Source organism: Micromonospora auratinigra (genome assembly GCF_900089595.1).
Classification (GTDB): Bacteria; Actinomycetota; Actinomycetes; order Mycobacteriales; family Micromonosporaceae; genus Micromonospora; species Micromonospora auratinigra.
The window spans coordinates 4,740,937-4,767,434 of record NZ_LT594323.1; the positions used below are offsets into that span (position 1 = coordinate 4,740,937).

The 26,498-nt window shown below is 72.9% G+C and carries 25 protein-coding genes, 1 tRNA gene and 1 pseudogene; 14 read left to right on the forward strand and 13 right to left on the reverse strand.

Going from position 1 to position 26,498, the window contains the following annotated elements; all coding sequences use genetic code 11:
- Window positions 1–89: 89 nt before the first annotated feature.
- The 3 genes from GA0070611_RS21235 to GA0070611_RS21245 all read right to left on the reverse strand — a co-directional run bounded on the left by GA0070611_RS21235 (window position 90) and on the right by GA0070611_RS21245 (window position 1,220).
- Window positions 90–551 (reverse strand): RidA family protein, encoded by a 462-nt coding sequence (locus tag GA0070611_RS21235; protein ID WP_091667090.1) that lies wholly within the window; start codon window positions 549–551, stop codon window positions 90–92.
- A gap of 4 nt (window positions 552–555) precedes the next feature.
- Complete coding sequence (locus GA0070611_RS21240; RefSeq protein ID WP_013289021.1) at window positions 556–711, reverse strand: DUF4177 domain-containing protein; 156 nt, start codon at window positions 709–711, stop codon at window positions 556–558.
- Window positions 712–773: 62 nt separating this feature from the next.
- Entirely contained in the window at window positions 774–1,220 is a 447-nt protein-coding gene (locus tag GA0070611_RS21245) for a hypothetical protein (RefSeq protein WP_091667092.1), read from the reverse strand.
- Between the two features lie 344 nt (window positions 1,221–1,564).
- Between GA0070611_RS21245 and GA0070611_RS21250 the strand changes: the two genes are divergently transcribed.
- From GA0070611_RS21250 to GA0070611_RS21260, 3 genes are read left to right on the forward strand one after another with little or no spacing between them, the layout of a single operon-like run.
- Complete coding sequence (locus GA0070611_RS21250; protein ID WP_091667094.1) at window positions 1,565–2,149, forward strand: Rv0361 family membrane protein; 585 nt, start codon at window positions 1,565–1,567, stop codon at window positions 2,147–2,149.
- 26 nt (window positions 2,150–2,175) lie between these two features.
- On the forward strand, window positions 2,176–3,150 hold the full coding sequence (locus tag GA0070611_RS21255; protein ID WP_091667096.1) for an ArsA-related P-loop ATPase: 975 nt from the start codon (window positions 2,176–2,178) through the stop codon (window positions 3,148–3,150).
- Window positions 3,151–3,204: 54 nt separating this feature from the next.
- The gene (locus GA0070611_RS21260; protein ID WP_197675764.1) at window positions 3,205–4,353 is read left to right on the forward strand and encodes an ArsA family ATPase; all 1,149 of its coding nucleotides are present in this window, start codon (window positions 3,205–3,207) and stop codon (window positions 4,351–4,353) included.
- 12 nt (window positions 4,354–4,365) lie between these two features.
- Here GA0070611_RS21260 and GA0070611_RS21265 read toward each other — a convergent pair whose 3' ends face one another.
- Complete coding sequence (locus GA0070611_RS21265) at window positions 4,366–4,686, reverse strand: WhiB family transcriptional regulator (protein WP_046564004.1); 321 nt, start codon at window positions 4,684–4,686, stop codon at window positions 4,366–4,368.
- Window positions 4,687–5,087: 401 nt separating this feature from the next.
- Here GA0070611_RS21265 and GA0070611_RS21270 point away from each other — a divergent pair, with 401 nt between their 5' ends.
- Window positions 5,088–7,523 carry a penicillin-binding protein gene (locus GA0070611_RS21270; protein WP_091667102.1) on the forward strand — a complete coding sequence of 812 codons (2,436 nt, stop codon included), beginning with the start codon at window positions 5,088–5,090 and terminating at the stop codon, window positions 7,521–7,523.
- A gap of 69 nt (window positions 7,524–7,592) precedes the next feature.
- On the opposite strand, the pseudogene GA0070611_RS21275 reads toward GA0070611_RS21270, so the two are convergent.
- Window positions 7,593–8,047: pseudogene (locus tag GA0070611_RS21275) on the reverse strand (GatB/YqeY domain-containing protein).
- Window positions 8,048–8,072: 25 nt separating this feature from the next.
- Here GA0070611_RS21275 and GA0070611_RS21280 point away from each other — a divergent pair.
- The 3 genes from GA0070611_RS21280 to GA0070611_RS21290 all read left to right on the forward strand — a co-directional run bounded on the left by GA0070611_RS21280 (window position 8,073) and on the right by GA0070611_RS21290 (window position 10,486).
- Window positions 8,073–8,966 (forward strand): metallophosphoesterase, encoded by an 894-nt coding sequence (locus tag GA0070611_RS21280; protein ID WP_091667104.1) that lies wholly within the window; start codon window positions 8,073–8,075, stop codon window positions 8,964–8,966.
- Window positions 8,967–9,065: 99 nt separating this feature from the next.
- Window positions 9,066–9,142 (forward strand) — tRNA-Pro (locus GA0070611_RS21285).
- A 231-nt stretch (window positions 9,143–9,373) separates the two neighbouring features.
- Window positions 9,374–10,486, forward strand: coding sequence for a calcium:proton antiporter (locus GA0070611_RS21290; RefSeq protein ID WP_167604505.1), 1,113 nt, complete (start codon window positions 9,374–9,376; stop codon window positions 10,484–10,486).
- A gap of 25 nt (window positions 10,487–10,511) precedes the next feature.
- On the opposite strand, the gene GA0070611_RS21295 is transcribed toward GA0070611_RS21290, so the two are convergent.
- Window positions 10,512–10,982, reverse strand: coding sequence for a hypothetical protein (locus GA0070611_RS21295; RefSeq protein ID WP_167604456.1), 471 nt, complete (start codon window positions 10,980–10,982; stop codon window positions 10,512–10,514).
- Window positions 10,983–11,136: 154 nt separating this feature from the next.
- On the opposite strand from GA0070611_RS21295, the gene GA0070611_RS21300 reads away from it, so the two are divergent.
- Window positions 11,137–12,423 carry an MFS transporter gene (locus GA0070611_RS21300; RefSeq protein ID WP_091667109.1) on the forward strand — a complete coding sequence of 429 codons (1,287 nt, stop codon included), beginning with the start codon at window positions 11,137–11,139 and terminating at the stop codon, window positions 12,421–12,423.
- A gap of 59 nt (window positions 12,424–12,482) precedes the next feature.
- Here the strand turns inward: GA0070611_RS21300 and GA0070611_RS21305 are convergent, their stop codons facing one another.
- Window positions 12,483–14,222 (reverse strand): bifunctional metallophosphatase/5'-nucleotidase, encoded by a 1,740-nt coding sequence (locus GA0070611_RS21305; RefSeq protein WP_091667111.1) that lies wholly within the window; start codon window positions 14,220–14,222, stop codon window positions 12,483–12,485.
- 285 nt (window positions 14,223–14,507) lie between these two features.
- On the opposite strand from GA0070611_RS21305, the gene GA0070611_RS21310 reads away from it, so the two are divergent.
- Window positions 14,508–15,311: an alpha/beta fold hydrolase gene (locus tag GA0070611_RS21310; RefSeq protein ID WP_091667114.1), complete on the forward strand. Its 804-nt coding sequence runs from the start codon at window positions 14,508–14,510 to the stop codon at window positions 15,309–15,311.
- A 46-nt stretch (window positions 15,312–15,357) separates the two neighbouring features.
- Here the strand turns inward: GA0070611_RS21310 and GA0070611_RS21315 are convergent, their stop codons facing one another.
- Entirely contained in the window at window positions 15,358–15,813 is a 456-nt protein-coding gene (locus GA0070611_RS21315; protein ID WP_231921175.1) for a lamin tail domain-containing protein, read from the reverse strand.
- 377 nt (window positions 15,814–16,190) lie between these two features.
- On the opposite strand from GA0070611_RS21315, the gene GA0070611_RS21320 reads away from it, so the two are divergent.
- The gene (locus GA0070611_RS21320; RefSeq protein WP_157740365.1) at window positions 16,191–16,757 is read left to right on the forward strand and encodes a hypothetical protein; all 567 of its coding nucleotides are present in this window, start codon (window positions 16,191–16,193) and stop codon (window positions 16,755–16,757) included.
- 77 nt (window positions 16,758–16,834) lie between these two features.
- Here the strand turns inward: GA0070611_RS21320 and GA0070611_RS21325 are convergent, their stop codons facing one another.
- Together GA0070611_RS21325 and GA0070611_RS21330 are read right to left on the reverse strand one after the other, a co-directional pair.
- A complete protein-coding gene (locus GA0070611_RS21325; protein ID WP_231921176.1) occupies window positions 16,835–17,461 on the reverse strand; it encodes a histone deacetylase in 627 nt (208 codons plus the stop codon).
- 4 nt (window positions 17,462–17,465) lie between these two features.
- Complete coding sequence (locus GA0070611_RS21330) at window positions 17,466–18,245, reverse strand: phosphodiesterase (protein WP_091667118.1); 780 nt, start codon at window positions 18,243–18,245, stop codon at window positions 17,466–17,468.
- A gap of 127 nt (window positions 18,246–18,372) precedes the next feature.
- Between GA0070611_RS21330 and GA0070611_RS21335 the strand changes: the two genes are divergently transcribed.
- The gene (locus GA0070611_RS21335) at window positions 18,373–19,839 is read left to right on the forward strand and encodes a sensor domain-containing diguanylate cyclase (protein ID WP_407940380.1); all 1,467 of its coding nucleotides are present in this window, start codon (window positions 18,373–18,375) and stop codon (window positions 19,837–19,839) included.
- Between the two features lie 146 nt (window positions 19,840–19,985).
- On the opposite strand, the gene GA0070611_RS21340 is transcribed toward GA0070611_RS21335, so the two are convergent.
- Both GA0070611_RS21340 and GA0070611_RS21345 read right to left on the reverse strand, forming a co-directional pair.
- The gene (locus tag GA0070611_RS21340; protein ID WP_091667122.1) at window positions 19,986–21,047 is read right to left on the reverse strand and encodes an aspartate-semialdehyde dehydrogenase; all 1,062 of its coding nucleotides are present in this window, start codon (window positions 21,045–21,047) and stop codon (window positions 19,986–19,988) included.
- Between the two features lie 6 nt (window positions 21,048–21,053).
- Entirely contained in the window at window positions 21,054–22,319 is a 1,266-nt protein-coding gene (locus GA0070611_RS21345) for an aspartate kinase (RefSeq protein WP_091667124.1), read from the reverse strand.
- Window positions 22,320–22,587: 268 nt separating this feature from the next.
- On the opposite strand from GA0070611_RS21345, the gene GA0070611_RS21350 reads away from it, so the two are divergent.
- Together GA0070611_RS21350 and GA0070611_RS21355 are read left to right on the forward strand one after the other, a co-directional pair.
- Window positions 22,588–23,352: a hypothetical protein gene (locus GA0070611_RS21350; RefSeq protein ID WP_231921177.1), complete on the forward strand. Its 765-nt coding sequence runs from the start codon at window positions 22,588–22,590 to the stop codon at window positions 23,350–23,352.
- An 85-nt stretch (window positions 23,353–23,437) separates the two neighbouring features.
- A complete protein-coding gene (locus GA0070611_RS21355) occupies window positions 23,438–23,965 on the forward strand; it encodes a nitroreductase family protein (protein WP_091667127.1) in 528 nt (175 codons plus the stop codon).
- Between the two features lie 13 nt (window positions 23,966–23,978).
- Here GA0070611_RS21355 and GA0070611_RS32280 read toward each other — a convergent pair whose 3' ends face one another.
- Window positions 23,979–24,968: a MarR family transcriptional regulator gene (locus tag GA0070611_RS32280; protein ID WP_157740366.1), complete on the reverse strand. Its 990-nt coding sequence runs from the start codon at window positions 24,966–24,968 to the stop codon at window positions 23,979–23,981.
- A 73-nt stretch (window positions 24,969–25,041) separates the two neighbouring features.
- On the opposite strand from GA0070611_RS32280, the gene GA0070611_RS31150 reads away from it, so the two are divergent.
- Window positions 25,042–26,313 carry an MFS transporter gene (locus GA0070611_RS31150; RefSeq protein ID WP_157740367.1) on the forward strand — a complete coding sequence of 424 codons (1,272 nt, stop codon included), beginning with the start codon at window positions 25,042–25,044 and terminating at the stop codon, window positions 26,311–26,313.
- Window positions 26,314–26,498: the final 185 nt, after the last annotated feature.

The window sequence follows — 26,498 nt, forward strand, 5'->3', positions numbered from 1 at the left end:
CGCGATCTTGCAGATGCGGCCCCGGATTTCTCCCCGTTCAGGGCTTTCGCCCGGGCGGAAACCGCAAGATCGCGGGTCGGGGCGACGGGTCAGGAGACCTCGACGATGACCTCGACCTCGACCGGGGCGTCGAGGGGCAGCTCGGCGACGCCGACGGCGCTGCGGGCGTGCCGGCCGGCCTCACCGAAGACGGCGCCGAAGAGGTCGGAGGCACCGTTGATCACGCCCGGCTGGCCGGTGAAGCCCGGCGCGCTGGCCACGAAGCCGGTCAGCTTCACGACCTTCACCACGTTCTCCAGGCCGACCAGCGAGTCGATCGCGGCGAGGGCGTTCAGGCCGCACCGTTGCGCCAGGTCCTTCGCCTGCTCGGCGGAGACGCCGTTGCCGACCTTGCCGGTGGCGAGCAGCTTGCCGTCGGCCATCGGCAGCTGACCGGAGACGTAGACGTGCTGCCCGGACTGGACGGCCGGCACGTAGCTGGCCACCGGCGGCACCACCTCGGGCAGGGTCAGACCCAGCTCGGCGAGCTTCGCGTGCGGTCCGTTCGACATGCCCTCAGCCCTTCGGACGCTTCAGGTAGGCCACGAGCTGCTCCGGGTTCGGACCGGGCACCACGGAGACCAGCTCCCAGCCGTCCTCGCCCCAGTTGTCGAGGATCTGCTTGGTCGCGTGGACCAGCAGCGGAACCGTGGCGTATTCCCACTTCTGCATCGGGTAGAGGCTCCCTTGCCTGGCTTGGACTTCGGTCAGGCACAGCCTACGGTCCGCGCCGCCTACCGGGACGAGGGACGCTGCTCGGGAGGGGTGGGCGGTTCGCCGCAGGGGCCCTCGTGCTCGTACCGCTGGGGGCAGCGGCTGCGGTCCGGCAGGAGCAGGTCGCAGAAGACGCGGTGCCGGTTGTTCTGGTCGTCGGCGGTGGAGACGGTCGTCTCGCCGGCGTCCAGCTCACCGAGGAAGCCCAGCGAGGTCGCCACGGTGCCGGCCAGCGCGGTCGCCGCGGCCAGGTCGGCGACCCGGACCGGCAGGTGGATGACGTACCCGGGCTCCTCCTCGTCGCGGCCCCGCACACCGGGGCGGACCAGGGTGCGGACGACCTCGACCGCCCGGTAGGACCGCTCGTTGAACGGTGCCCCGGGGCCGGGGCCCTCGCCCTCGCCGGGCCGTCCGGCCCGCTCCCCCGGCGGGAACTGGGCTCGGGCAATGTTCTCCGCGTCGCGCATGTACTGCCTCCGGGCGTCGTACCTGGTCGAAGTCGCCACCATCCGGCTCGGACCTGTCACCCGGTCCGACCCCCGCGTCGCGACGAACGTAGGACCTCGCAGGAGTTCCGGCAACGGGACGCGCACGACCGGACACGCCAAGTCACATATGCGACACATTCCTCGTCAGGAAGGCGATGGCCGGTTCCGGTCGCCGCCGTCGTGCCGGCCGACCCCGGGCGCGGGGCTGGCAAGTCGCCCATCGACCGCTACCCTTCCCGTCTGGACGGGCGACCACGCCCGCCCGGCTGGACCACGCGTCCGTCGCCTGGGGCGGCGACGGCGCCGCACCCCGGGGGAACGACATGACCCAACCGCCCATCGGCGGCACCGGCTCGCCCAGCGGCCCGCCGCCCGAGCAGCCGCCCGTCGCCGCCACGCCGACCCCCGGCGCCTTCCCGCCGCCGGCCGCCGGCTACCCGCCGTACCAGCACCCGGCCGCCCCGAAGAAGCGGCGCGGGCTGCTGATCGCCTCGATCGTGCTGGCCGCGGCGGTCCTGCTCTGCGGCGGTGGCGGCACGGCGGCGTTCCTCACCCTGCGCAACGCGGAGGACGGCCAGGGCGCCAAGGAGCCGACCGTCGCGGTGGACGGCTTCCTCACCGCGATCTACAAGGACCGGGACGCCAGGAAGGCCGCCACCTTCGTCTGCTCCGCCGCCCGGGACGACAGGAAGATCTCCGGCAAGGTCGCGGAGGTGCAGAAGTACGCCACCCGCTACCAGAACCCGCGGTTCCGTTGGACCAGCCCGAAGGTGGACAACCAGACCGGTGACCGGGCGACCGTCACCACCCGGCTCACCATGACCACCTCCGACGAGAAGGTGGCCGACCAGGAGCTGCGCTTCACCGTGGTGCAGAAGACGGGTTGGTGGGTCTGCGAGGTCGGCTGAGCCCGCCGGCTGGATAGGCTCGACCGGTGGCAGCAGTTGAGCAACCGGCCGAGCCGGCCGGCACCTGGCCGGCCCGCCTGCACGTGGTGACCGGCAAGGGCGGGACGGGCAAGACCAGCGTGGCCGCGGCGCTGGCCCTCGGGCTGGCCGCCGGCGGCCGGCGCACCCTGCTGGTCGAGGTGGAGGGGCGGCAGGGCATCGCCCAGCTCTTCGGCACCGACCCGCTGCCCTACGAGGAGCGGCACCTGACCGACGCGCCGGGCGGCGGCGAGGTACGCGCGCTCGCGGTGGACGCCGAGGAGGCGCTGCTGGAGTACCTCGACATGTTCTACAAGCTGGGCGCGGCCGGCCGCGCACTGCGCAAGCTGGGCGCGATCGACTTCGCCACCACGATCGCCCCGGGGCTGCGCGACGTGCTGCTCACCGGCAAGGTCAAGGAGGCCACCACCCGCACCAGCGGGCAGCGCCGGACGTACGACGCGGTGGTGCTGGACGCCCCGCCGACCGGGCGGATCGGCCGGTTCCTCAACGTGACGGCGGAGACCGCCCGGCTGGCCAAGGTGGGCCCGATCAAGACCCAGAGCGAGGGGGTCTCGGCGCTGCTCCGCTCGCCGATGACGGCCGTGCACGTGGTGACCCTGCTGGAGGAGATGCCGGTCCAGGAGACGGTCGACGCGATCGCCGAGCTGACCCAGCTCGGTTTCCCGGTGGGCCGGGTGATCGTCAACGGGGCCCGGCCGCCGGTGCCGACCGGCCGCCAGGTGACCGCCGCCGAGCTGAAGCGCGGGCTGGCCGCCGCCGGCCTGCCGACCGACGGCCGGACCGTCGCCGGGCTCGTCGCGGAAGCCCGGGACCAGCAGGTACGCCGGGAGCTGGAGGACTCGCTCCGGGCCGACCTGGTGGAGCTGGGCCTGCCCCTGACCGAGCTGCCGCTGCTGCCCGACGGGGTGGACCGGGCCGGGCTGGAGACGCTCGCCGGCATGCTCGTCCGGGCGGATTGACTCACACCTGAGGCCGGCACGGAGCCGAGACGCCCTCCCGACCGATACGCTCGATTGGTGCCTTCCGAAGACGCGGCGCCTGCGCTGGACGTGGACCGGATCCTCGCCGACCCCGGCGTACGGATCGTGGTCTGCTGCGGCGCCGGCGGAGTGGGCAAGACGACCACGGCGGCCGCGTTGGCGCTGCGGGCGGCCGAGCGGCACGGCCGGCGCACGGTGGTGCTCACCATCGACCCGGCCCGGCGGCTGGCCCAGTCGCTCGGCCTGACCGAGCTGGACAACACCCCACGCCGGGTCAAGGGGATCGACGTCGAGGCCGACGGCGGCGAGCTGCACGCCATGATGCTCGACATGAAGCGCACCTTCGACGACGTGGTGCTCCAGCACACCGATCCGGCGAAGGCGGCGGAGATCTTCCGCAACCCCTTCTACCAGGCCATGAGCTCCACCTTCGCCGGCACCCAGGAGTACATGGCGATGGAGAAGCTGGGCCAGCTGCACGCCCGGGGCGAGTGGGACCTGATCGTGGTGGACACCCCGCCGTCCCGCTCGGCGCTGGACTTCCTCGACGCGCCGGCCCGGCTCTCCCGCTTCCTGGACGGCCGGATGCTGCGGCTGCTGCTCGCCCCGGCGCGGACCGGGGGCCGGAGCATGTTCAGCTTCGTCACCGCCGGCTTCGGGATGTTCTCGAAGGTGGTGCAGAAGGTGATCGGCGCGCAGCTGCTCACCGACCTCTCCGGCTTCGTCGCCGCACTCGACTCGATGTTCGGCGGCTTCCGGCAGCGGGCGGAGCAGACGTACCGGATCCTGCAGGCCCGGGAGACGGCGTTCCTGCTGGTCGCGGCCCCGGAGTCGGACGCGGTGCGGGAGGCCGCCTACTTCGCCGGCCGGCTGCGGGAGGAGAACATGCCGCTGGTCGGGTTGGTGCTCAATCGGGTGCACGAGCCGGCGGCGCCGCTCGGCGCCGCCGACAGCCTGGCCGCCGCCGAGCGGCTGGCCGCCGAGGGCGGGCACGAGGGCACCGTCGAGGTGCTGCGGGCGCACGCCGCGCTGGCCCAGCAGGCGGCACGCGAGCACCGGGTGGCGGCGCGGTTCACCGAGGCGTTCCCGGCGGTGCCGGCGGTCTCGGTGACGGCGCAGCCCGCCGACGTGCACGACGTCGACGGGCTGCGGACGATCGGCGAGGCGATCAGCCGGCGCTGACCGCGGTACCGGTCAGTTGGCCGTGGTGACCAGGACCTTGTCCTTGCCGGCCTTCTCCTTGGCGTTCTTCTTCATGGCGGCCTCGAACATCTTCCGCCAACTGGTCACCTGTGGGTGCCGGCGCAGCAACGCCCGGCGTTCACGTTCGGTCATGCCACCCCACACCCCGAACTCGATCCGGTTGTCGAGCGCGTCGGCCAGGCACTCGTACCGAACTGGGCAGCTCCGGCAGATCCTCTTCGCCACGTTCTGTTCGGCGCCCTGTACGAACAACGCGTCCGGGTCCCCGTTCTGACACGCCGCCAGCGACGGCCAGTCAGTGATCATGCCCATCTGTACACGTCCCCCCTTGCAGTACCTACCGACTTCGCGCGACCAGCCGTCGAACCGACCCCCCGGTCGTCCGGCCGGCCTCCCCAGGGCGGCACGGATGACATGTGGCTTCGTCGCCGCCACCATCATGCTGTGTAGTCGCCTGATTACGCAACGTTGTCGGCGAAATCCATCATTCCGGACACTCCCGGCTTCCCGGGCTTTCGCCCGCCGTCTACCCGGCCGGAGTACGTGAAAACGCTGCGCCACTCCCCCGTTCGGAGGAGACTTTCGCCAGGTTCACGCAACCTCGCACCAGGGCTCGTGCGTTTAGCACAACGAGGCCGGCGCACGCGGGAAATGGGGAAAGTTCCCCCCGCGCCCCTCGTTCCCTACTCGCGTACCCTGTCGAGGTGACCTGGATGCGGAAACGTGACCACAACGTGCTGACCAACGCCGCATCGCTACTTGTCTGTGGCCTGTTGGCCGGAGTGGTGGTCGCGGCAGCGGCCTTCCCCGCGGTGGCGATGTCCGGACTTGCCGCGAAGGCGGGTGCCGAGACCTTCGGGGCGCTGCCCAAGGAGCTGACCGTGGCCCGCGCGCCGCAGATCAGCTACCTGCTCGCCTCCGACGGCAAGACACCGCTCGCCACGATGTACGACGAGAACCGCCGCGACGTGAAGCTCAAGGACATCTCGCCGTACATGCAGAAGGCGATCATCGCCGCCGAGGACCACGACTTCTACAAGCACAACGGCGTGGACATGAACGGTGTGGTCCGCGCCTTCGTCAACAACCAGTCCGGGGCCAACTCCCGGCAGGGCGCCTCGACGCTCACCATGCAGTACGTCCGGCTGGCCATCTCCTACTCGGCCACCCACCCGGCCGACGTGGTCGCGGCGACCGAGGACACCAGCGCCCGCAAGCTGCGCGAGATGCGCTACGCGCTCCAGATCGACAAGGACCTCTCCAAGGACGAGATCCTGGAGCGCTACCTGAACATCGCCGCCTTCGGCAACGGCGCGTACGGCATCTACGCCGCCAGCCAGGTCTACTTCGGCAAGCCGCCGAGCAAACTGGACATCCAGGAGTCGGCCATGCTGGCCGGCATGGTGAAGGCGCCGACCTCGTTCGACCCCACCACCAAGGGCGGCTACCCGCAGGCCGTCGACCGGCGTGACTACGTCATCGACAACATGGCGATCATCGGGGCCATCACCAAGGCGGAGGCCGAGCAGGCCAAGAAGATCAAGCTCACGGTGAAGGACAAGCGCACCCCGAACGGCTGCGTCGCCACCAACACCCAGAGCTGGGGCTTCTTCTGCGACTACTTCTACCGCTGGTGGCTCCAGCAGGAGACCTTCGGCTCCACCTCGTACGACCGCGAGCGGCGGCTGAAGAGCGGTGGCTACACCATCACCACCTCGCTCGACGTGCAGGCGCAGCGCGCCGCCGACAAGGCGGTCCGCAACCACCTGAGCAACAGCGCCACGGCCGCCCGGATGGTGGCGGTGATCGAGCCGGGCACCGGCCGGGTGCGGGCCGTCGCGACCAACCGCGTCTTCAAGATCGACGACCCGAAGAACCCGCAGAACAAGTTCTCCAGTGAGCCGCGCAAGGCCAAGAAGAAGATCCGGGGCAACCGCCCGAACACGGTGAACCCGCTGATCACCGGCGGCCCGGGCATCGCCGGCTACCAGGCCGGCTCGACCTTCAAGATCTTCACACTGGTGGCCGCGCTGGAGAAGGGCTACCCGCTCAGCTACACCATCAACGCCCCGCCCCGGTTCACGTCCGAGTACGTCATCGACGCGGGCAACGACGCCGCCTGCCCGGGCACGCACTTCTACTGCCCGGTCAACGCCAACCCGGCGATGGCCGGCGTGCACACCATGTGGAGCGCGTTCGGCTTCTCGGTCAACACCTACTTCATCGCGCTCCAGCAGCGGGTGGGCACCGAGAACGTGGTGAAGGCCGCGCAGAAGCTCGGCATCACCTTCCGCGCGCCGAACGACGCCAAGCTCGCCGCGAACGCCCACGGTTGGGGCGCGTTCAGCCTCGGCGTCACCTCCACCACCCCGCTGGAACTGGCCAACGCGTACGCCACCCTGGCGGCCGACGGGAAGTACTGCGAGCCGATCCCGGTGCAGGAGATCCGCGGCCCGGACGGCGAGAAGCTGGACATCGCCAACCCGCACTGCGAGCAGCGGATCAGCACCCAGGTGGCCCGGGCCGCCGTGGACGCCGCCCGCTGCCCGGTCGGCGACAGGTCCGCCACCTCGAAGTGCAAGACCGCCACCGCGGGCAACGTGAAGGGCATCGTCGACGCCCCGGTCGCCGGCAAGTCCGGCACCACCGACGGGGACAAGACCTCCGCCCTGGTCGCGATGACCAAGCAGTACGCGGTGGCCGGCATCGAGGCCGACCCGGACTGGCCGCAGACCACGCAGCGGATGAAGCACAACGAGGTGCCGTGGGGTATCAACCCGGCGGTCTACGAGACGCTGCGCGACGCGATGAAGGGCAAGGAACGGATCCAGTTCACCGAGCCCAGCGGAAAGATCCTGGAGGGCGACCAGCGTTCCATCCCGGGCGTCAAGTGCGAGTCGGTCGAGACCGCCAAGTCCCGGCTGCGCGGCGCGGGCTTCGAGCCGGTCGTCTCCAGCAGCCCGATCGCGTCGGAGTGCCCGGCCGGCAGTGCCGCCGGCACCAGCCCGGACGGGCGCACCATCAAGGGTGGCGTGGTGACCATCGAGGTCAGTGCCGGCGGTGGCGGTGGCAACCCGCCGCCGGCCGGCGGCACCGGCCCGGTCGTGCCACCGCCCGGTAACGGGCCCGGCCGACCACCACGCCGCTGACCGGTCGCGAACGCGAACGGGCGGGCACCCCGATCGGGGTGCCCGCCCGTTCCGTGTGTTCCGGGGCGCTCAGACGCCGAGCTGCCGGCGTACCTCGGCGGCCACCCGGCCACCCTCGGCCCGGCCCGCCACCGCGGCCTGGGCCGCCTTCATGGCCGGGCCAGCTGCGCCTTGCCGGTGAAGCCGCCCGCGGCGAGCGCCCCCGAGACCAGCTCGGCGATCTCGGCGTCGGAGAGCTGCTTCGGCAGGTAGCGCTCCAGCACCTCACCCTCGGCGGTCTCCTTGCCGGCCTGCTCCGTGCGGCCCGCGTCGGCGAAGGCGGCCGCCGCCTCGCGACGCTTCTTCGCCTCCTTCGTCAGCACCGCGAGCACCTCGTCGTCGCTGAGTTCGCGCTTCGCGGCCCCGGCGACCTCGGCGGTGCCGACGGCCGAGAGGGCCATCCGCAGGGTGGAGGTGGTCAGCTCGTCGCGCGCCTTGAGAGCGGCGCGCATGTCGGCGGTCAGGCGGTCCTTCAGCGTGCTCATGGACGGTCAAACTACCCTGAACGCCATGCGAAAGCGCACACTATTCCGGCTCGCCGCCGGGACCGCCGCCGCGGGCGCGGCCACCCTGGCGTACGCGTCGCTCGTCGAGCGCAACATGTTCACCCTGCGTCGGTACGACGTGCCGGTGCTGCCCGCGGACGCCGAGCCGTTGCGCGTACTGCACCTGTCGGACCTGCACATGACGCCCGGCCAGCGACGCAAGCAGGACTGGGTGGCCTCCCTGGCCGCGCTCGACCCGGACCTGGTGGTCGTCACCGGGGACAACATGGCCCACCCGGACGCCGTCCCCGGCGTGCTGCGGGCCCTGCAACCGCTGCTCGACCTGCCCGGCGCGTTCGTCTTCGGCTCGAACGACTACACCGGACCGGTGTTGAAGAACCCGTTCAGCTACTTCCTGCCGGACCGGGAGTACACCGAGGGCGTGGAGCTGCCGTACGAGGAGCTGCGCGACGTCTTCACCGGCGCCGGCTGGGCCGACCTCAACAACGCGCGGACCACGGTGAAGGCCGGCGGCCGGGAGATCGAACTGGTCGGCGTGGACGACCCGCACATCGGACGCGACGACTACGACGCGGTGGCCGGCCCGGTCAGCCCCGGGGCGGCGCTCTCCGTGGCCGTGGCGCACTCGCCGGAGCCGGCCGTGCTGGACCGGATGGCCGGGGACGGCTTCGGGCTGCTGCTCGCCGGCCACACGCACGGCGGCCAGGTGTGTGTGCCCGGTTACGGCGCGCTGGTCACCAACTGCGGCCTGCCCCGCTCGATGGCGCGCGGGCTGCACCGCTGGCCCGGCTCCGACTCCTGGCTGCACGTCTCGGCCGGCCTCGGCACGCACCCCACCGCCCCGGTGCGCTTCGCCTGCCCGCCGGAGGCGAGCGTGCTGACCCTCATCCCCCGCTGACCGGCCGCCCGTCGGGCCGGCCCGGCGGGCGGGACGCGACGGGAGGGGGTACCGAGTTTGACCGTGGGAGCGGGTGGGCTACTATTTGTCGGCACGCCTCGGGGTGTGGCGCAGCTTGGTAGCGCGCTTCGTTCGGGACGAAGAGGTCGTCGGTTCGAATCCGGCCACCCCGACCAGAGGTAGTGAAGGTCAAGGCCCCTCCACGGAGGGGCCTTGACCCGTTTCCGGCCCCTGGTGACGGTCGACACATCGCCACCCCCGTCCACCAGGGACACCTGTGGCCGGCGTTCCCACGGCCCGGGAGAACTGCGACGAGGATCATGATCGTCGATCCGGAGTCGGGCCGGGAGCGCCACCGGCGGATCGACGCGTCGGCAGATCGGCGGTTCACCTGGCAAGGTTGGTGGATGGCGGCCCTGAGCAGATCCCGACTGACCGACTGGACCACTCTCGTACCCCTGATCGCGGTCGTGGTGATGGCGGCCTGCTGGGGACGGGACCTGCCCGGACCGCTGATCGTCGTGGTGGCCGCGCTGCTGGCCGGCGCGGTGCTGGCCGCCGTGCACCATGCCGAGGTGGTGGCCCACAAGGTCGGCGAACCGCTCGGTTCGCTGGTCCTCGCCGTGGCGGTCACCGTGATCGAGGTCGGCCTGATCGTCACCCTGATGATCAGCGGTGGGGACAAGACCCAGGCCCTGGCCCGGGACACCGTCTTCGCCGCCGTGATGATCACCTGCAACGGCATCCTCGGCCTGTCGCTGCTGCTCGGCGCGCTGCGTCGCCGGGTGGCGGTCTTCAACCCGGAGGGCACCGGCGGGGCGCTGGCGACCGTGGCCACCCTCGCCACCCTCAGCCTGGTGGTGCCCACGTTCACCACCAGCCGGCCCGGTCCCGAGTTCTCCCCCGCCCAGCTCGCCTTCGCGGCGGTCGCCTCGCTCGCCCTGTACGGACTGTTCGTGCTGGTGCAGACCGGCCGGCACCGCGACTACTTCCTGCCGGTGACGCAGGAGGGCAGCATCCTGGCCGAGGACGCCGACGGCGACGGGCACGCCGACCCGCCGTCGACGCGTACCGCGCTGGCCAGCCTGGCGCTGCTGGTGGTGGCACTGGTCGCGGTGGTCGGCAACGCGAAGATCATTTCTCCCGCGATCGAGGCCGGCGTCTCGGCGGCGAACCTGCCCCAGGCCTTCGTCGGGGTGGTCATCGCCCTGCTGGTGCTCCTGCCGGAGACCCTCGCCGCCGCCCGGGCCGCCCGCCGGGACCGGGTGCAGATCAGCCTCAACCTGGCGCTCGGCTCGGCGATGGCGAGCATCGGCCTGACCATCCCGGCCATCGCGCTGCTCTCGATCTGGCTGGACGGCCCGCTGCTGCTGGGACTCGGCGGCACCCAGCTGACGCTGCTCGCGCTCACCGCCGTGACCGGGGTGCTCACCGTGGTGCCCGGGCGGGCGACGGTGCTCCAGGGCGGGGTGCACCTGGTGCTGCTCGCCGCGTTCGTCTTCCTCGCCGCCAGCCCGTGACCCACGGGCCGGCGGGTGGCCCCGCTCAGTCGTGCAGCTCGGTGCGGGCCACCTCGGCGAACGCCGCGCTCAGGTAGCCGGAGAGCGGCCGGCCGGCCGCGGCCAGCAGGTCGGCGACGAGCAGCGGCGCGTGCCGGGCGACCGCCGCCGGATCGGGTGGGCTGTCGTCGTCGCCCGGGTCGTAGACCCCGAGCGCGCCGGCCAGCAGCACCAGCAGCACGTGCGGGTCGACGTCGGGGCACCAGTCGGCGGCGCGCACGCAACGCTCCAGCACCTGGCGGACGTCGTCACCGTCGAGCCCGTCCGGGTGGGTCTCCTCCAGCAGCAGCCGGACCACCCCGCCCAGCACCAGCCCCGCCCGGTCGGCGGCGGCGAGCCGCTGCACCGCCGGGCCGTACGCCGCAGCGTCGCGGTCGGAGGCGGCGGCCACCGACTCCGTGGCCGCCTCGGCGATCTCGCGGGCGGATGCGGGCAGGTGCCGCCAGGTCGTGGTCACCCGGCCAGCATGGCAGAGGGCACCGACAGGCCCGTCCCGCCGTCCGCCGCCGAGCGGCACGGGACGTGTCCTTGCTCACCCGTGACGCCCGCTCGGCACGGTGACGTCCGTAATCCACTCGCCGGGCGTCGTACCGGGCGCACAGAATCCAGCCATGCTGCGCCGCGCCCTGCCCGCCCGTCCGGAAGCCCGCCGAATCCTGCTGGGCACCCTGCTGTCGGCCGTCGGGCGCGGCCTGACCCTGCCGTTCCTCTTCATCTACCTCACCGACGTCCGGGGTCTCACCGACAACCAGGCCGGCCTGGTGATCGGCTGGTTCGGCGCGGTGACGCTCGCCCTGTCGCCGGTGGGCGGGACGCTGATCGACCGGTTCGGCGCCCGGCGGGTGGTGCTGCCCTGCCTCGCGGTCGAGGCGATCGGCACCGCCTCGCTGGGGCTGGTGCACTCGGTGGGCACGGCCTTCGCGGTGAGCACCCTGATCGCGGTGGGCGGTTCGGCGCTCTGGTCCGGGCAGACCACGATCCTCGCCTCGCTGACCGACGACGGCGAGCGGCAGCGCGTGTTCGGGCTCCAGTTCGCCCTGCTCAACCTGGGCATCGGGGTCGGCGGCCTGATCTCCGGGGCGGTCGTCGACGTGGCCCGGCCGGTCACCTTCCAGGCGATCTACCTGCTGGACGCGGTGAGCTACCTGACGCCGGCCCTGATCCTGCTGACCCTGCCGCACGTCGGGCACCGGCTGAGCCGGGCCGCCACCGAGGAGGACCGCCCGACCGGGGGCTACCTGACCGTGCTCCGGGACCGGCCGTTCCGGCGGCTGGTGCTCTTCGGACTGGTCCTCACCACCTGCGGGTACGCGCAGATCGAGGTCGGTTTCACCGCGTACTCGGTGCGGGTGGTGGAGGTGACGCCCCGGATCGTGGCGTGGGCGCTGGCCGGCAACACCGTGATGATCGTGCTCTCCCAGCTGCTGGTGATCCGCCGGATGGAGGGTCGCAGCCGGACCGGTGCGCTCGCCGCGGTGGGCGCGGTCTTCGCGTCCGCCTGGCTGGTCCTCGGCGCGGCGGGCGTCATCGGTACGGGCAACGCGCTGGTCGCCGCCCTCGGGGTGGTGGCCTGCGCGGCGATCTTCGGCTTCGGCGAGACGATGCTGTCGCCGGTGATGCCGGCGTTGACCAACGCGCTGGCCACCGACGAGCTGCGCGGCCGCTACAACGCCATGAGCTCGATGATCTTCGGGATCAGTGGGATCATCGGCCCGGTCACCGCGGGCCCGCTGCTCGGCGCGGCGCACGGGAAGCTCTGGGTGGCGGTGGTGGTCGGCGGCTGCCTGACCGCCTCGGTGCTGGCCCTCTCCCTGCGCCGGCTGCTCACCCCCGCGCAGGACGGCCGCCCCACCCCCGCCCCGGCTCCCCCGCCCACCCCGGTGACCTCGGCGCGCTGACCAAGGACGGGAACGGGCCCCGGAGCGGTGCTCCGGGGCCCGTCGTGCCGGGGTACGCGTCAGGCGACGGGGACCTCGGCGGTGGTCTGGATCCGGTCCAGCGCCGGAGCCGACACCGGGGACTTCTCGGTCAGGTACGCGGTGAAGGCGTCCAGGTCGATCATGCCGGTGACCGCGTTCGTGCCACCGGTGAGGACGCTGAAGCCGTCGCCGCCGCCGGCGAGGAAGTTGTTCACGGTGACCCGGTAGGTCGTGGTGTCGCTGACCGCGGTGCCGTTGATGGTGAGGCTGCCCCGGACCACCCGGGTGCCGGTGCACGGCGCGCCGGCCGCCGCGGTGGTGCCGTTGGTGTCCACGACGTAGTGCACGGTCGAGGACGCGTACAGCACCTTGGCGGTGGTGAACTGCTGCTCCAGCAGGCAGTAGAGCTGCGCGCCGGTCAGGTCCAGCGTCACCAGGTTGTTGGCGAACGGCTGCACCGTGAACGCCTCGGCGTAGGTGACCGGGCCGGCGTCGAGGTCGGCGCGGACACCACCGGGGTTCATGAAGGCGGCGACCGCGTTCTGCTCGTTGTCGGTCGCGGCGAGCTGGGCGTCGGCGATCAGGTTGCCCAGCGGCGACTCACCGGTCTGGTAGACCGGCTTGCCGTTCGCGTCGACCCCGGTCTGGTACAGGGCCTCCTGGGTCTTGGTGATCGCGCTGGTGGTCTCGCCGACCACCTTGTCGGCGACCGGGCCCAGCGCGGTCTTGTAGTGGTTGATCAGGTCGGTGCTGGCCTGGTCCTTCGGCACGTCCCGGGTGACCACGACGTTGTTCGCGGTCGCGCTGACCACGTCGCGGGTCCGCCGGTCGATCTTCAGGTCGATGTTGGTGACCAGGCGACCGAAGGAGCTGGCGCTGGTGACCAGCTTGCCGTTGATGTTGCAGTTGTACGCCGCGTGGGTGTGCCCGCTGACGATCACGTCGATGGACGGGTCCATCCGGTTCGCGATGTCCACGATCGGGCCACTGAACCCGGTGCAGTCGTTGATGCCGCCGCCGTTCTGCACGCCACCCTCGTGCAGCAGCACGACGATGCTCTGCACGCCGAGCAGGCGCAGGATCTTGGCGTACTTGTTGGCGGTGTCCGCCTCGTCGGCGAAGCGCAGGCCGGCGACGCCCTGCTGGCTGACGATGTTCGGGGTGCCCTCCAGGGTCATGCCGATGAAACCGATCGGCACACCGTTGACGATCTTGATGCCGAACGGCTGCATCAGGGGCAGACCGGTGGAGGTCTTGTAGGAGTTCGCGGCGAGGTACCGGAACTTGGCGCCCTCGAACGGGGTGCCGTCGGCGCAGCCGTCCACCGGGTGGCAGCCGCCCCGCTGCATCCGCAGCAGCTCAGTGGCGCCCTCGTCGAACTCGTGGTTGCCGACGCTGGTGAACTCGAGCCCGGCGAGGTTCATCTCCTCGATGGTGGGCTCGTCGTGGAAGGCGGCGGAGAGCAGCGGGGAGGCGCCGATCAGGTCACCGGCGGCGACCGTGACGGTCCCCTTGCCCTGCGCGGCGGCGGCCGCGCGCATCGACTTGAGGTGGCTGGCCAGGTACTCCGCGCCACCGGCCGACTGCCCCGCGATGGTGCCGCTGGAACCGGTCGGCGGCTCCAGGTTGCCGTGGAAGTCGTTGATCGCGAGCAGCTGGACGTCGGCCGTCTTGGCGGCGGCCTCGGCCTGCTGGGGGTGTACGGCGACCGCGCTGAACGCGGTCACGGCGAGTGCGGCCAGGCCGACAGCGGCCCGACGCATCCCGGGGACGGACATGGAACTCCTCGTGAGATACCGACGCGTGGCGTCCGGGCGATGGTTCGCCCGGCGACCCTGAACCGTGTCGTGACAGGGGTCGTCGCGAGGGCGGCAGTCGGGGGAACGCCGCCCCGCCGGGGGCAAGCTTCTCATTCACCGGCCGATCGGTCGACCGGGGCGGCACCTGGGAATCCTGGATATCGAGGGCGACCTGTAGCGGTATGCCCGACGAGTCCGACATGACGGGCAGGTGAATTCCTTCACGGCCCCCCGCTGTCACACCGGTCGACTAGAAAAGTAGCCATGACGTCGAACGGGGTCACCTGGACGGTGGAGACGGTGCAGTCCACCGACGGCACCACGATCGCCTACGAGACGGCCGGCGACGGCCCGCCGATCGTGCTGGTGGGCGGGGCCTTCAACGACCGGGGCACCGTCCGGCCGCTGGGCGCCGCGCTGACCGCCGACTTCACCGTGTACGGCTACGACCGGCGCGGTCGCGGCGACAGCGGCGACGCCGCGGCGTACGCGGTGCAGCGGGAGATCGAGGACCTGGCCGCCCTGATCGAGCGGGCCGGCGGCAGCGCCCACCTCTACGGCCTCTCCTCGGGCGCGATCCTCGCCGCGTACGCGACGGCCGAGGGGTTGCCGGTGACCGGGCTGGCGCTCTTCGAGCCACCGTTCCGGACCGGCCCGCACGGGGGCGCCGAGCCGGGGCTGGCCGAGGAGCTGACCGGGCTGGTCTCGGCCGGCCGGCGCGGCGACGCGGTGGCGCTCTTCCTGACCGACGCCGTCGGGGTGCCCGGCGAGGCGGTCGCCGGGATGCGGGGCAGGCCGGAATGGTCCTGGATGGAGGGGCTGGCGCACACGCTGGCGTACGACACCACGGTCACCGGCGACGGCGGCCTGCCGACCGGGCGGCTCGCCGCGATCCGGGTCCCGACCGTCGTGGTGGACAGCACGGGCAGCCCGGAATGGCTGCGCGCGGCGGCCGCCGCGACCGCCGGGGCGATCCCCGGCGCGACCCACCTCAGCCTGGCGGGCGCCTTCCACGAGGTTTCGCCGGAGGTGCTGGCCCCCGCGCTGCGCGACGCCCTGCTCGGCTGAGCCCGCGCGGTGCCGGCTCAGGGAGCCGGCACCGCGCCGGTGCGGGTCAGCAGTAGGTGTAGCTGCCGCTGCTGCCCCAGGAACAGCTGTCGATCGAGGTGCCGGCCGAGTTGCGCAGGTAGGCCGTGTCCCCGGTGTTGTTCCAGATGTACGCGCCGGAGCCCCAGTACCGGTGCGTGGCGGTGTTGGTGCCCTTGCCGGTGTGGATGTAGACGCTCGCGCCGGCGGCGAGCCGGAAGTCGCCGCTGAACTTGTACACGTGGCTCGACCGGTCGCGCAGCGTCCAGTACTTCAGATTGATGGTGTAGCTGCGCTTGTTGGTCAACCGCACGTACTCGGCGTTCAGGCTGCTGTTCGACCTGTCGTCGGTGCCCGGCGAGTTGTAGTAGACCTTGCTGATCAGGACGGCCGGGGTGGCCGCCTGGGCCGGCCCGGCCACGGTCAGCGCCCCGCAGACCGTGACCCCGAGCGCCACCGCGAAACCGATCAACCGCTGCTTCACGTGATCCCCCACTTCCTGACCGCCGGACGGACGGGTGCCGGCGGTCGACCTCGCCCTCGTGTCGGGCGACGGGCTCCATGCCATCGAGAAACTTCGCCGACGACAACCTCTGCCGACACAAATGCATCCCGGGGTTGATCACGTACGGCCGAACCGCCGACCGCTCCCGGCCTGCCGCCTCTCCCCGGCGACTGTCCGATATCGACAGCCGGGCCGAGAGTGCGGCCGGCCCGCGCCGTCCGGGCACCGCGGCAGGCCCGGACGGTCGCGAAGTCCGTCCGAATAAGATCAAAAGTGAGAATATTTATTTGGTTCGTACGATTTCCACCGGGTACCGGGGGTCTCGCAAGGACAACCTCCAGTGGAAGGAACAGTTCATGCGCGCTGCACGTTTCCGTACCGCCTTCGTAGCCCTGGCCGCGAGCGCCAGCCTGGTGCTCGCCGGCACGGGGGTCGCCCAGGCGGCCCCGGCGACCAAGCAGGCCCCCGCGGCCGCCCCGGCGGCCTCGACCCTGAGCACCCCGGTCACCGGCACCTTCACCGACGCGCTCGGCAGTGCGGGCACCTTCACCGGTACCTTCACGCCGACCCGGTTCGTCAACCAGAACGGCCAGCTCGCCGCGGTCGGCACGCTGACCGGCACCCTGACGAACTCGGTGGGCACCTCGCTCGGCGCGGTCAGCCAGCAGGTGACCACGCCGGTCCAGGTCAGCGGCACCTGCGACATCCTCAACCTGGACCTCGGCCCGCTGGACCTCAACCTGCTCGGCCTCAAGGTCCACCTCAACGAGGTGGTCCTCGACATCACCGCGCAGCAGGGCCCGGGCAACCTGCTCGGCAACCTGCTCTGCGCGGTCGCGGGCCTGCTCGACGGCACCGGCGGTGTCGGCGGCGCCCTGAACGGGCTGGTCGCCCTGCTCAACCGGATCCTCGGCGCGCTCTGACGCGCGGCACACCACCTCGGAGCTGAGGGCGGAGGCCGTCGGGACCACTGGTTCCGGCGGCCTCCGCACGTCCGGGTTCAGGCGCCGGCGGCCCCGACCAGTCGCCGCAGCCGAACCTCGGACCAGTGACCGCGCACCCCTGGCCGTTCCGCCAGGTAGGCGGCGATCCGGTCGTCGTCCCAGCCGTGCGCCTCGCGCAGGCCCCGGGCCAGCATGCCGAGGTAGACCGGCGCGGGAGCGGTCCAGGCCACGTCGCCGGCCCGGCCCGGCGCGGTGAAGGTGAGCATGGGCAACCCGTCGCGGACCCCGACCCGCAGCAGGGTCTCGTAGCGGCCCGGACCGAGGGTCACCCGGCCGGTCCGCGCCGCCGCCCGGATGCCGGCCAGGTCCGCGCCCGGCGGCCGGTACATCTCCTGCGCCGCGATGTCGGCGAACTGCTCGACGGTGACCAGGTAGCCCCGGACCGCGGCCGACCCCGGCAGCTCCGGGTCGTAGAAGGCCATCCCGCCGGTCCAGGCCCGCGACTCCCCGGCGAAGTAGACCCCGCCGGGGATCAACGCCGCGACGGTGCGGCGCGGGGGCCGGCAGTCCCGGCAGCCCGGGTACGTACGCAGCCCGCCCGGCGGCCGCCCGCCGCCGAGGTACCAGCCGAGCCGCGCGGCGTGCAGGTTCGACCCGTACGCCACGTACCAGAGCAGGTCCACCCGGTCAGAACCAGCAGGTCTGCCCGGCGGCGTGGCTGACCTGGACGGTGTGCGTGACGCAGCCGCCGTCGGCCACCCGGTGCAGCAGGAACGCGGTCGGCTCGGCGACCAGCCCGATCTCCTCCTCGTCGGTCATCGTCAGGCTGGCCTGGATCCAGGTGCTCGGCGCGGTGGTCAGCACCGTGCCGGCGAAGGCGCTGGTGACCGCGCGGTGCAGGTGACCGGCGGTGACGCGGACGACGTGAGGGTGGCGAGCGACCACGGCGGCGAGCGCGTCCGAGTCGGCGAGCCGGATGGCGTCGGCGGCCGGGACGCCGACCGCGACCGGCGGATGGTGCAGGCACACCACGGCGGGCACCTCGGGCCGGCCGGCGAGCACCCCGTCGAGCCAGCCGAGCTGCTCCTCGCCGAGCCGCCCGCCGCTGTCGCCGGGGGCCAGCGAGTCGAGCACCACCAGCGTCGCCGCCGGGAGGTCCACGTGGTAGTAGGCGGCGAACCCGCCGCCCAGGTACGGGGTGCCGCCGAAGGCGTCCAGCAGCGACTCGCGGTCGTCGTGGTTGCCGGCGGCGAGGTGCACCGGCAGCGGGAACCGGCCGATGATCTCGCGCAGCGCGGCGTACTCGTCGGGCCGGCCGTGGCTGACCAGGTCGCCGGTGATCACCACGCAGTCGGGCCGGGGGCGCAGGGCGAGCACCCGGGCCAGCGCCCGGTGCAGTCCGGTGGCCTGCTCGGCGGCGAGCGGGCCGGTGGTCACGTGCGGGTCGCTGAGCTGGGCGATGAGCATCGACGCCTCCTCGGACCGGGACCCTCACGCTATCGCCGACCACCCCCGCCGCGCGGCCCCGCGCGTCCACAGGCGGTGTCCACACCCTGTGGATAGCACATGTGTACGAAGGTCGCCGGCGCGCCCGATGGGTACCCTTGATCGCGCCCCTCCCCCTCCCGCCAGGAACGACGTGGATCACGAGCGAGTCGTCCGGGACGTCACGGTCCGCCTGCCGATGGCGTCGACCGCGCTGGAGGCGTGCCAGTGGACCGTCTCCGCGCTCGCCCGGCACACCCCGGCCACCGTCTCGATCCTGCTCCAGGTCCAGGACCGGCTCCGCTGTGTCGCGGCGACCGGCGCCTGGCAGGTCTTCTCGACCGTGCCACCGCAGACCGGCGTGGTGGGCCGGGTGTACGCCTCGGGCCGGCCGGCCGTCGTCACCGACGTCGCCGACGACCCCGACTACCTACCGGTACGCCCCGACGTGACGGCCGAGCTCTGCGTACCGCTGCTCGGCCCGGCGGGGCAGCCCGTCGGCGTGCTCGACCTGCAGTGGAGCGAGCCGGTCGAGCTGGACCGGTGGCGGCGGACCGCGGCCCGGCTGGCCGGCCGCATCGGCGCGCGGATCACGGCGCTCGGCGGCCCACCGGCGGAGAGCCGGAGCGAGAAGCTGCTCCGGCACGCCGCCGCGATGACCGGCGCGCCCACCGACTGGGACCTGATGGCCGCCGCGATCACCGCGGCCCGGGACGTCTCGGGGCTCTCGGCGGCGGTACTGCTGCTGACCGGGCGGCGCGGGCCCCGGCTGGGCGCGCCCACGGCCGCACCGGGTGAGCTGGAGTCGCGGATCCGCGCCGAACTGACCGCCGCCGACCGCACCACGCTCGGCCAGCTGGTCGACCGGGCGCACCGGCACGGCTCGGCGTACACGCTGGGCGAGGCGGGGCACCCACCGACCGAGGACTACCTGCCGCTCACCCGGGCCGGGGCGCGCACCCTGGTGGCGGTGCCGGTCGGCCCACCCGACGGCGGTGGGCTGCTGCTGGTGGCCGACGAACGGCTGCTGCGCCCCGACCCGACCACCGTCAACCTGATGGAGCTGCTCGCCGGGCAGGCGTGGAGCTGCCTCGACCGGCTGCGTACGCTCGCCCGGCTGCGCGAGCAGGCCGCCTCCGACCCGCTCACCGGACTGCGCCACACCGGCCCGTTCGGGCAACGGATCGCGAGCGCCACCCCGGGGCGTACCGCCCTGCTGGCGATCGACGTGGACGGCTTCAAGGACGTCAACGACACGTACGGCCACCAGGCCGGGGACCGGCTGCTGGTGGGGCTGGCCCGGGCGCTGGAGGGGGCGCTGCGGCACGGCGACGAGCTGTACCGCACCGGCGGCGACGAGTTCGTCGCGGTGATCGAGGTGAGCCGCCCCGACGAGGCGGTACGCATCGCCGAGCGCCTCACCGAGGCGGCCCGCCGCACCGGCCGCACCATCAGCGTGGGCGTCGCGCTGCCCGTGCCCGGCGAGTCACCCGACCGCACCCTGCGCCGCGCCGACCAGGCCCTCTACGCCGTCAAGCGCCAGGGCCGCGACGGCGTCCACCTCTCCGCCGCCTGACCCCGCGCCGCCCCCACCCGTCCGCCTCCCCCCGCGTCCGGCTCGCTAATTCACGGAAAGTGTCGTCTCGCGGGATCGCAAAGGGCCACTTTCCGTGAATTAGCGGCCCGCGAGAGCGCGCGGGAGAGCGCGGGGAGCGGGGAGGGTCAGGGGGTGGTGAGGTGTTTGGCGAGGAGTTCGGCGATCTGGGCGGTGTTCAGGGCGGCGCCCTTGCGGAGGTTGTCGCCGGTGACGAAGAGGTCGAGGGCGCGCGGGTCGTCGACGGCACGCCGGATCCGGCCGACCCAGGAGGGGTCGGTGCCGACCGCGTCGATGGGCATCGGGAACTCGCCGGCCCCGGGGTCGTCGACCAGGATCACGCCGGGGGCGTTGCGCAGCGCCTCCCGGGCACCCTCGGCGTCCACCTCGGTGGCGAAGACCGCGTGCACCGCGATCGAGTGTCCGGTCACCACCGGGACCCGTACACAGGTGGCGGAGACCTTCAGGTCGGGCAGACCGAGGATCTTGCGCGACTCGTTGCGCATCTTCAGCTCCTCGGACGACCAGCCGCCGTCGGCGAGCGAGCCGGCCCAGGGCACCACGTTGAGCGCCAGCGGGGCCGGGAACGGGCCCAGTTCGTCGCCGACCGCCTGCCGCACGTCGCCGGGTCGGGAGCCGAGCACCCGGTCCCCGGCGACCTTGCCGAGCTGGAGGTGCAGGGCGTCCGCGCCGGCCTGCCCCGCCCCGGAGGCCGCCTGGTACGACGCGAGCACCAGCTCGCGCAGCCCGTACTCGCGGTGCAGCGGGGCGATCGCCACGATCATCGCCAGGGTGGTGCAGTTGGCGTTGGCGATGATCCCCTTGGGGCGGTTGCGCACCTGGTCGGGGTTGATCTCCGGGACGACCAGCGGGACGTCCCGGTCCATCCGGAACGCGCCGGAGTTGTCGACCACCACCGCGCCCCGGGCCACCGCGATCGGCGCCCACTCGACGGAGACGTTGTCGGGCACGTCGAACATCGCCACGTCGACGCCGTCGAACGCCTCGGGGGTGAGCGCCTGGACGGTCAGCTCCTCACCCCGGCACTGCACCCGGCGGCCGGCCGACCGTTCGGAGGCGAGCAGCCGGATCTCGCCCCAGACGTTGCGTCGGGCGGAGAGGAGCTGGCACATCACCGTGCCGACGGCACCGGTCGCGCCGACCACGGCAAGGGTGGGCAGCGACGGCATCCCCCGCTACCTCCCGGTGCCCGCGTAGACCACGGCCTCGGTGTCGCCGCCCAGCTCGAACTGGTCGTGGATGGCCCGGACGGCCTTGTCGAGGTCGATGTCCCGGCAGACCACCGAGACCCGGATCTCCGAGGTGGAGATCATCTCGATGTTGACGCCGGCCGCACCGAGCGCCGCGAAGAAGCCGGCGGCCACACCCGGGTGCGAGCGCATGCCCGCGCCGATCAGCGAGACCTTGCCGACGTGGTCGTCGTAGAGCAGGCCCTTGAACTTGACCGACTCCTGGATCTTGCTGAGGGCCGCCATGCCGGTCGCGCCGTCGGTCTTGGGCAGGGTGAACGAGATGTCCGTCCGCCCGGTGCCCTCGGTCGACACGTTCTGCACGATCATGTCGATGTTGATCTCGGCGCCGGCCACGGTGTCGAAGATCTTCGCGGCGGCACCCGGCTCGTCGGGCACCCCGACGATGGTGATCTTCGCCTCGCTGCGGTCGTGGGCGACCCCGGTGATCAGTGCCTGTTCCACAGGAAGGTCCTCCATCGATCCGGTGACCATCGTGCCGGTGTTGGTCGAGTATGACGAACGGACGTGGATCGGCAACCCCGCGCGCCGGGCGTACTCGACGCTGCGCAGGTGCAGCACCTTGGCGCCGCAGGCAGCCAGTTCCAGCATCTCCTCGTAGGTGATGTCGCGGATGTGCCGGGCGTTCGGCACGATCCGCGGGTCGGCGGTGAAGACGCCGTCCACGTCGGTGTAGATCTCGCAGACGTCGGCGTCGAGCGCCGCGGCGAGCGCCACGGCCGTCGTGTCGGACCCGCCCCGACCCAGCGTGGTGACGTCCTTGGTGTCCTGCGAGACGCCCTGGAAGCCGGCCACGATGACCACCGCGCCCTCGTCCAGCGCGCCCTTGAGGCGGCCGGGGGTCACGTCGATGATCCGCGCCCGGCCGTGCACCGAGGTGGTGATCACGCCGGCCTGCGAGCCGGTGAACGAGCGGGCTTCGTACCCCAGGTTGTGGATGGCCATGGCGAGCAGCGCCATGGAGATCCGCTCGCCGGCGGTGAGCAGCATGTCCAGCTCCCGGCCCGGCGGCAGCGGGCTGACCTGGTTGGCCAGGTCGAGCAGCTCGTCGGTGGTGTCCCCCATCGCGGAGACCACCACGACCACGTCGTCGCCGGCCTTGCGGGCGGCCACGATGCGCTCGGCCACCCGCTTGATCCGCTCGGCGTTGGCGACGGAGGACCCGCCGTACTTCTGCACCACGAGTGCCACGACGGCGCACTCCCTCCCAGCGACGACCCTGAGCGTGCCGACGCCGCCGGGTTCCGGTCCGGCGGCGCGTGTCAGACCTCCTCAGGGTATCGGGCGGCGCGCGGCGCCGGGTCGGGTGATCCCACCATCCGGCCCGGCGTGGGGCGGCTCACCAGCGGCGGACCCGGTGGCGGCACGCCGGGGGACGGCGACGCACCGGCCGCGACACGCCGGCGGTACAGCCGTACGGCGGGTCCCCGCGCACCGGCCGGCACCGCAGAATGGCCCGGTGCACGCACACCGCCGCGCCGCCCGACGACTGACCGGGGTCCTGGTGCTCAGCCTGCCGGCACTGCTGACCGGCTGCACCGCCGATGCGCCGAAACCGGCCCCGACCGGCGTGCCGGATCCGGTGCCCGCCGAGGTGGACGGGGCCCGGGACGAGCTGGCCGCGCTGGCCGCCGCCGCCCAGGACCGGCACCTGACCGCCAGGTACGTCTTCAGTCCGGCCGACGGCCCGTCCCGGACGGTCACGCTGACCAGCGCGAACGACGGCACCTGGCGGGTGGACCTGCCCGGCTGGGGGCAGGGCGGCACGGTGGACGTCGCCCTCGCCACCACCGCCGACGGGCTGTTCCAGTGCGTGCTGCCGGCGGCCGGCTGCGTCCGCCTCGGCGACCCGGACGACAGCGTGCCGCGCCGGGCGGACCTACGGGTGCAGCATCCGTTCACGGACTGGCTGGAGGTGCTGACGGACCGGCGGGCCCCGCTGGCCGTCTCGCCCGCCACGCCGCCGCCCGGGGCCACCGGCCAGTGCTACTCGGTCGACACCACCTCGGCGTCGCTGAACGCCCCGCTGGACGTGGGCATCTACTGCTACCGGCCGGACGGCACCCCGACCGCGGTCCGGGCCGGCTTCGGGACCCTGGAGCTGGCCGGCGAGCCCGGCCCCGCGCCGGCCACCGTGCAGCTGCCCGGCCCGGTCACCGACGGTGAGCCGGTACGCCGGGAGGCACCCTCGGCCGACCCCAGCGCGAGCCCGTCAACGTCCTGATCCCTATGTCCGTTACGGGTGCTCTTAACCACATCTGACCGACCCGGCTGGTACGGCAAAACGCCCATCCCGGACGCTTGGTCACATGACCGACCTCACCCCGCTGCTCGCATTCCGCTGGAGTCCCCGCGCGTTCGACCCGGACGCGGACCTCACCGGCGACGAGGCGACGTCCCTGCTGGAGGCCGCCCGCTGGGCCCCGTCGACCGGGAACACCCAGCCGTGGCGGTTCGCCCTCGGGCACCGGCAGGACGAGACCTGGAAGCGGATCCTGGTCAGCCTCCCCGACGCCGACCAGGGCTGGGCGCGGCACGCCTCCGCGCTGGTCCTCGGCGCGCACACCGGCGAGACCGAACGGGCCGCGTACGACCTCGGCCAGGCGATCGCCCACCTGACCGTGCAGGCCACCGCGCTCGGCCTGCACGTGCGCCAGCTCGCCCGCTTCGACCGGGCCGGCCTGGTCGCGGAACTCGACCTGGCACCCGGGATCCGGCCCCTGGTGGTGGCCGCCGTCGGCCGCCTCGGCGACCCGTACGCCCTCCCGGCGGACCTGCTCGGCCGGGAGACCGCGCTGCGGCACCGGCAACCCCTGCCGGCGCTCCTGCTGCGCTGACGGCCGCCCGCCGTCACTCCCCGCGCGCGGCCCGCAGCAGCGCCATCGCGACGTCGGTGTTGCAGTAGAAGACGTGCCGGCCCCGCCGGATCCGGGTGACCAGCCCGGCGGCCAGCAGCGCGGCCAGGTGCTGGGAGACCGTCCCCGCCGAGAAGCCGGTACGCCGGGCCAGGTCGGTGGTGGTGGCGGCCGAGTCGAGCAGGTGCAGCAGCGTGGCCCGCCCCGAGCCGACCACCCGGGCCAGCGGATCCCCCGGCAGGGTGGGGGCCGCCTCCCAGAGCGTCCCCACCGCCCGGACCGGATAGGCGCCGGCGGGCAGCGAGTCCTGCTCCAGGTTCCACAGCACCCGCCGGTCGGTGAAGATGCCCGGGTTGAGCGCCAGTCCGCGCCCGCCCAGGTCGAAGTCCCGCTCGAACGGGTCGTCGCTGACCACCCGGTCGCCGAGCCAGTGCAGGCTCGGGTGCAACTGGTCCAGCAGCCGCCCGGTGCCCTCCTCGGCGAGCTGGGCGGCCCGGTGGGCGATGTCCGCCTCCAGCAGCGCGCGGAACCGCGGCCAGTCCGGCGCGATCGCCTCGTCGTGCCAGACCCGCAGCGCGTCGATCAGCTCCGGCAGCAGCCGGCGCGGCTGGAGCAGCATGGCCTGCGCGTACGGCGTGAGCGGCCCGCTCGGCAGGGTGGAGAGCAGGTCGCGAATCACCACGTCGGGCGGGGTCGCGGCGATCTGGTCGAGCTGCTCGGCCATGGTGACGTCGGCCCGGGGCGCGGCCGGGGTGAGGAAGTCGGGCAGCCAGCGCCGGGGCGCGGTCAGCTCCCGCAGCGGCCGGATCCGGACGGCCACCTCGGGCCGGCGCAGCGCCGCCCGGGCCCGGTCGATCCAGGACAGGTGCACGGCGTGCCGGACCGGATTCTGCAGCACCCACATGCTGGAGACCGTCTCCCAGACGGGCGAGACGGTGAACCGCACGCGCGCGACGTCGGCCGGCTCGAACCGCAATTCAGACATGGCCACCCCCGTGGATTCGGCCCAGCCTAAATCGCTCGACAGGGCATCGGGGGGCACGGTTCGCTCACCGGCCATGGGGGCCCGAGACACCATCCGCACCGCCGTCCGCGACGTCGTACCGCCCGCCGGCCTGACCCGTGCCCTGGCCGTGCAGGCCATGGTGTACGCCGTCGGCAACGGCCTGTTCCAGGCCGGCAGCGCGGTCTTCTTCACCCGGGCGCTGGGGCTCAGCGCCGCCCAGGTGGGGCTCGGCCTGTCGATCGCGGCCGGGGTGTCGCTGCTGGGCACGGTGCCGCTGGGCGGGCTCACCGACCGGTACGGGCCGCAGCGGATCTGGGTGCTCGGGCTGGTGCTGGACGCCGCGCTGTTCGCCAGCTACCCGTTCGTGGGCGGGTTCGCCGGTTTCCTCGCCGTGGTGGTGGCGCTGGCCGCCGTGGACGCCGCCACCGGCACCGCCCGCCAGGTCTACTCGATCAACGCGCTGCCCCCGGCCGAGCGGGTCACCGCGATGGCGTACCAGCGCTCCCTGCTGAACGTCGGGTTCGGGCTGGGCGCGGTGATCAGCGGTCTGGTGCTGGCCGTCGACACCATGCCGGCCTACCGGGGCATGGTCTGGTTCATCGCGACGGTGTTCCTGGTGACCGCGCTCTTCGTCCGCCGGCTGCCGAAGGTCGCCGAGGCGGCCCGGCCGGCCGAGCCGCTGAGCCGGTTCGCCGTGCTGCGGGACCGACCTTTCATGACGGTCTCCCTGCTCTCCGGGCTGCTCACCGCCCACCAGACGCTCTACCTGACGGTCATGCCGCTCTGGATCCTCACCCACACCGACGCCCCGAAGACGCTGATCGCCGGCCTGGTGCTGTTCAACACGGTGCTGATCGTGCTGCTCCAGGTACGCGCCAGCCGGGGCGCCGACACCGCGCCGGGCGCGGCCCGGGCGTCCCGCCGGGGCGCCCTGCTGATCGCCCTGTTCTGCCTGGTGCTGCCGATCTCGGGGGCGACCCGGGGCACGCTCACCGTGGTGGTGCTGGTGGCCGCCGCGACGCTGCTGATCCTGGCCGAACTGATCGAGTCGGCCGGCACCTGGGGGCTCACCGCCACGCTGCCACCGGCCACCCACCGGGGCGCTTACGTCGGGGCGTACCGGCTCGGCGCGCAACTCCAGTTCCTGATCGCCCCGGCCGGGCTGACCGCGCTCGGCGTCACCACCGGCGGCTGGGGCTGGTACCCGACGGCGGCGATCTTCGCGCTGGTCGGGCTGGTGATCGTGCCGGCGGTGGCGTGGGCCGGGCGGACGCCCCGACTGGGTGAACCGGCGCCGGACCGGGCCGTGACTCCGGTCCCATAGTCCGGACCGACCTTCCCGCCACCCGTCCCACCACGTAGGGTGACCCTGTCATGTGGCGGGCGTACCTTCTCCTTCGCTGCCGCGACGAGGCCTGACCGGCCGGCACCTCGTCGCGGAGTTGAACCGCGCCGTCCAGCACATCCGAACTTCTTCTCGGCACCGCCCGGCACCGTCGCCCGGCAACC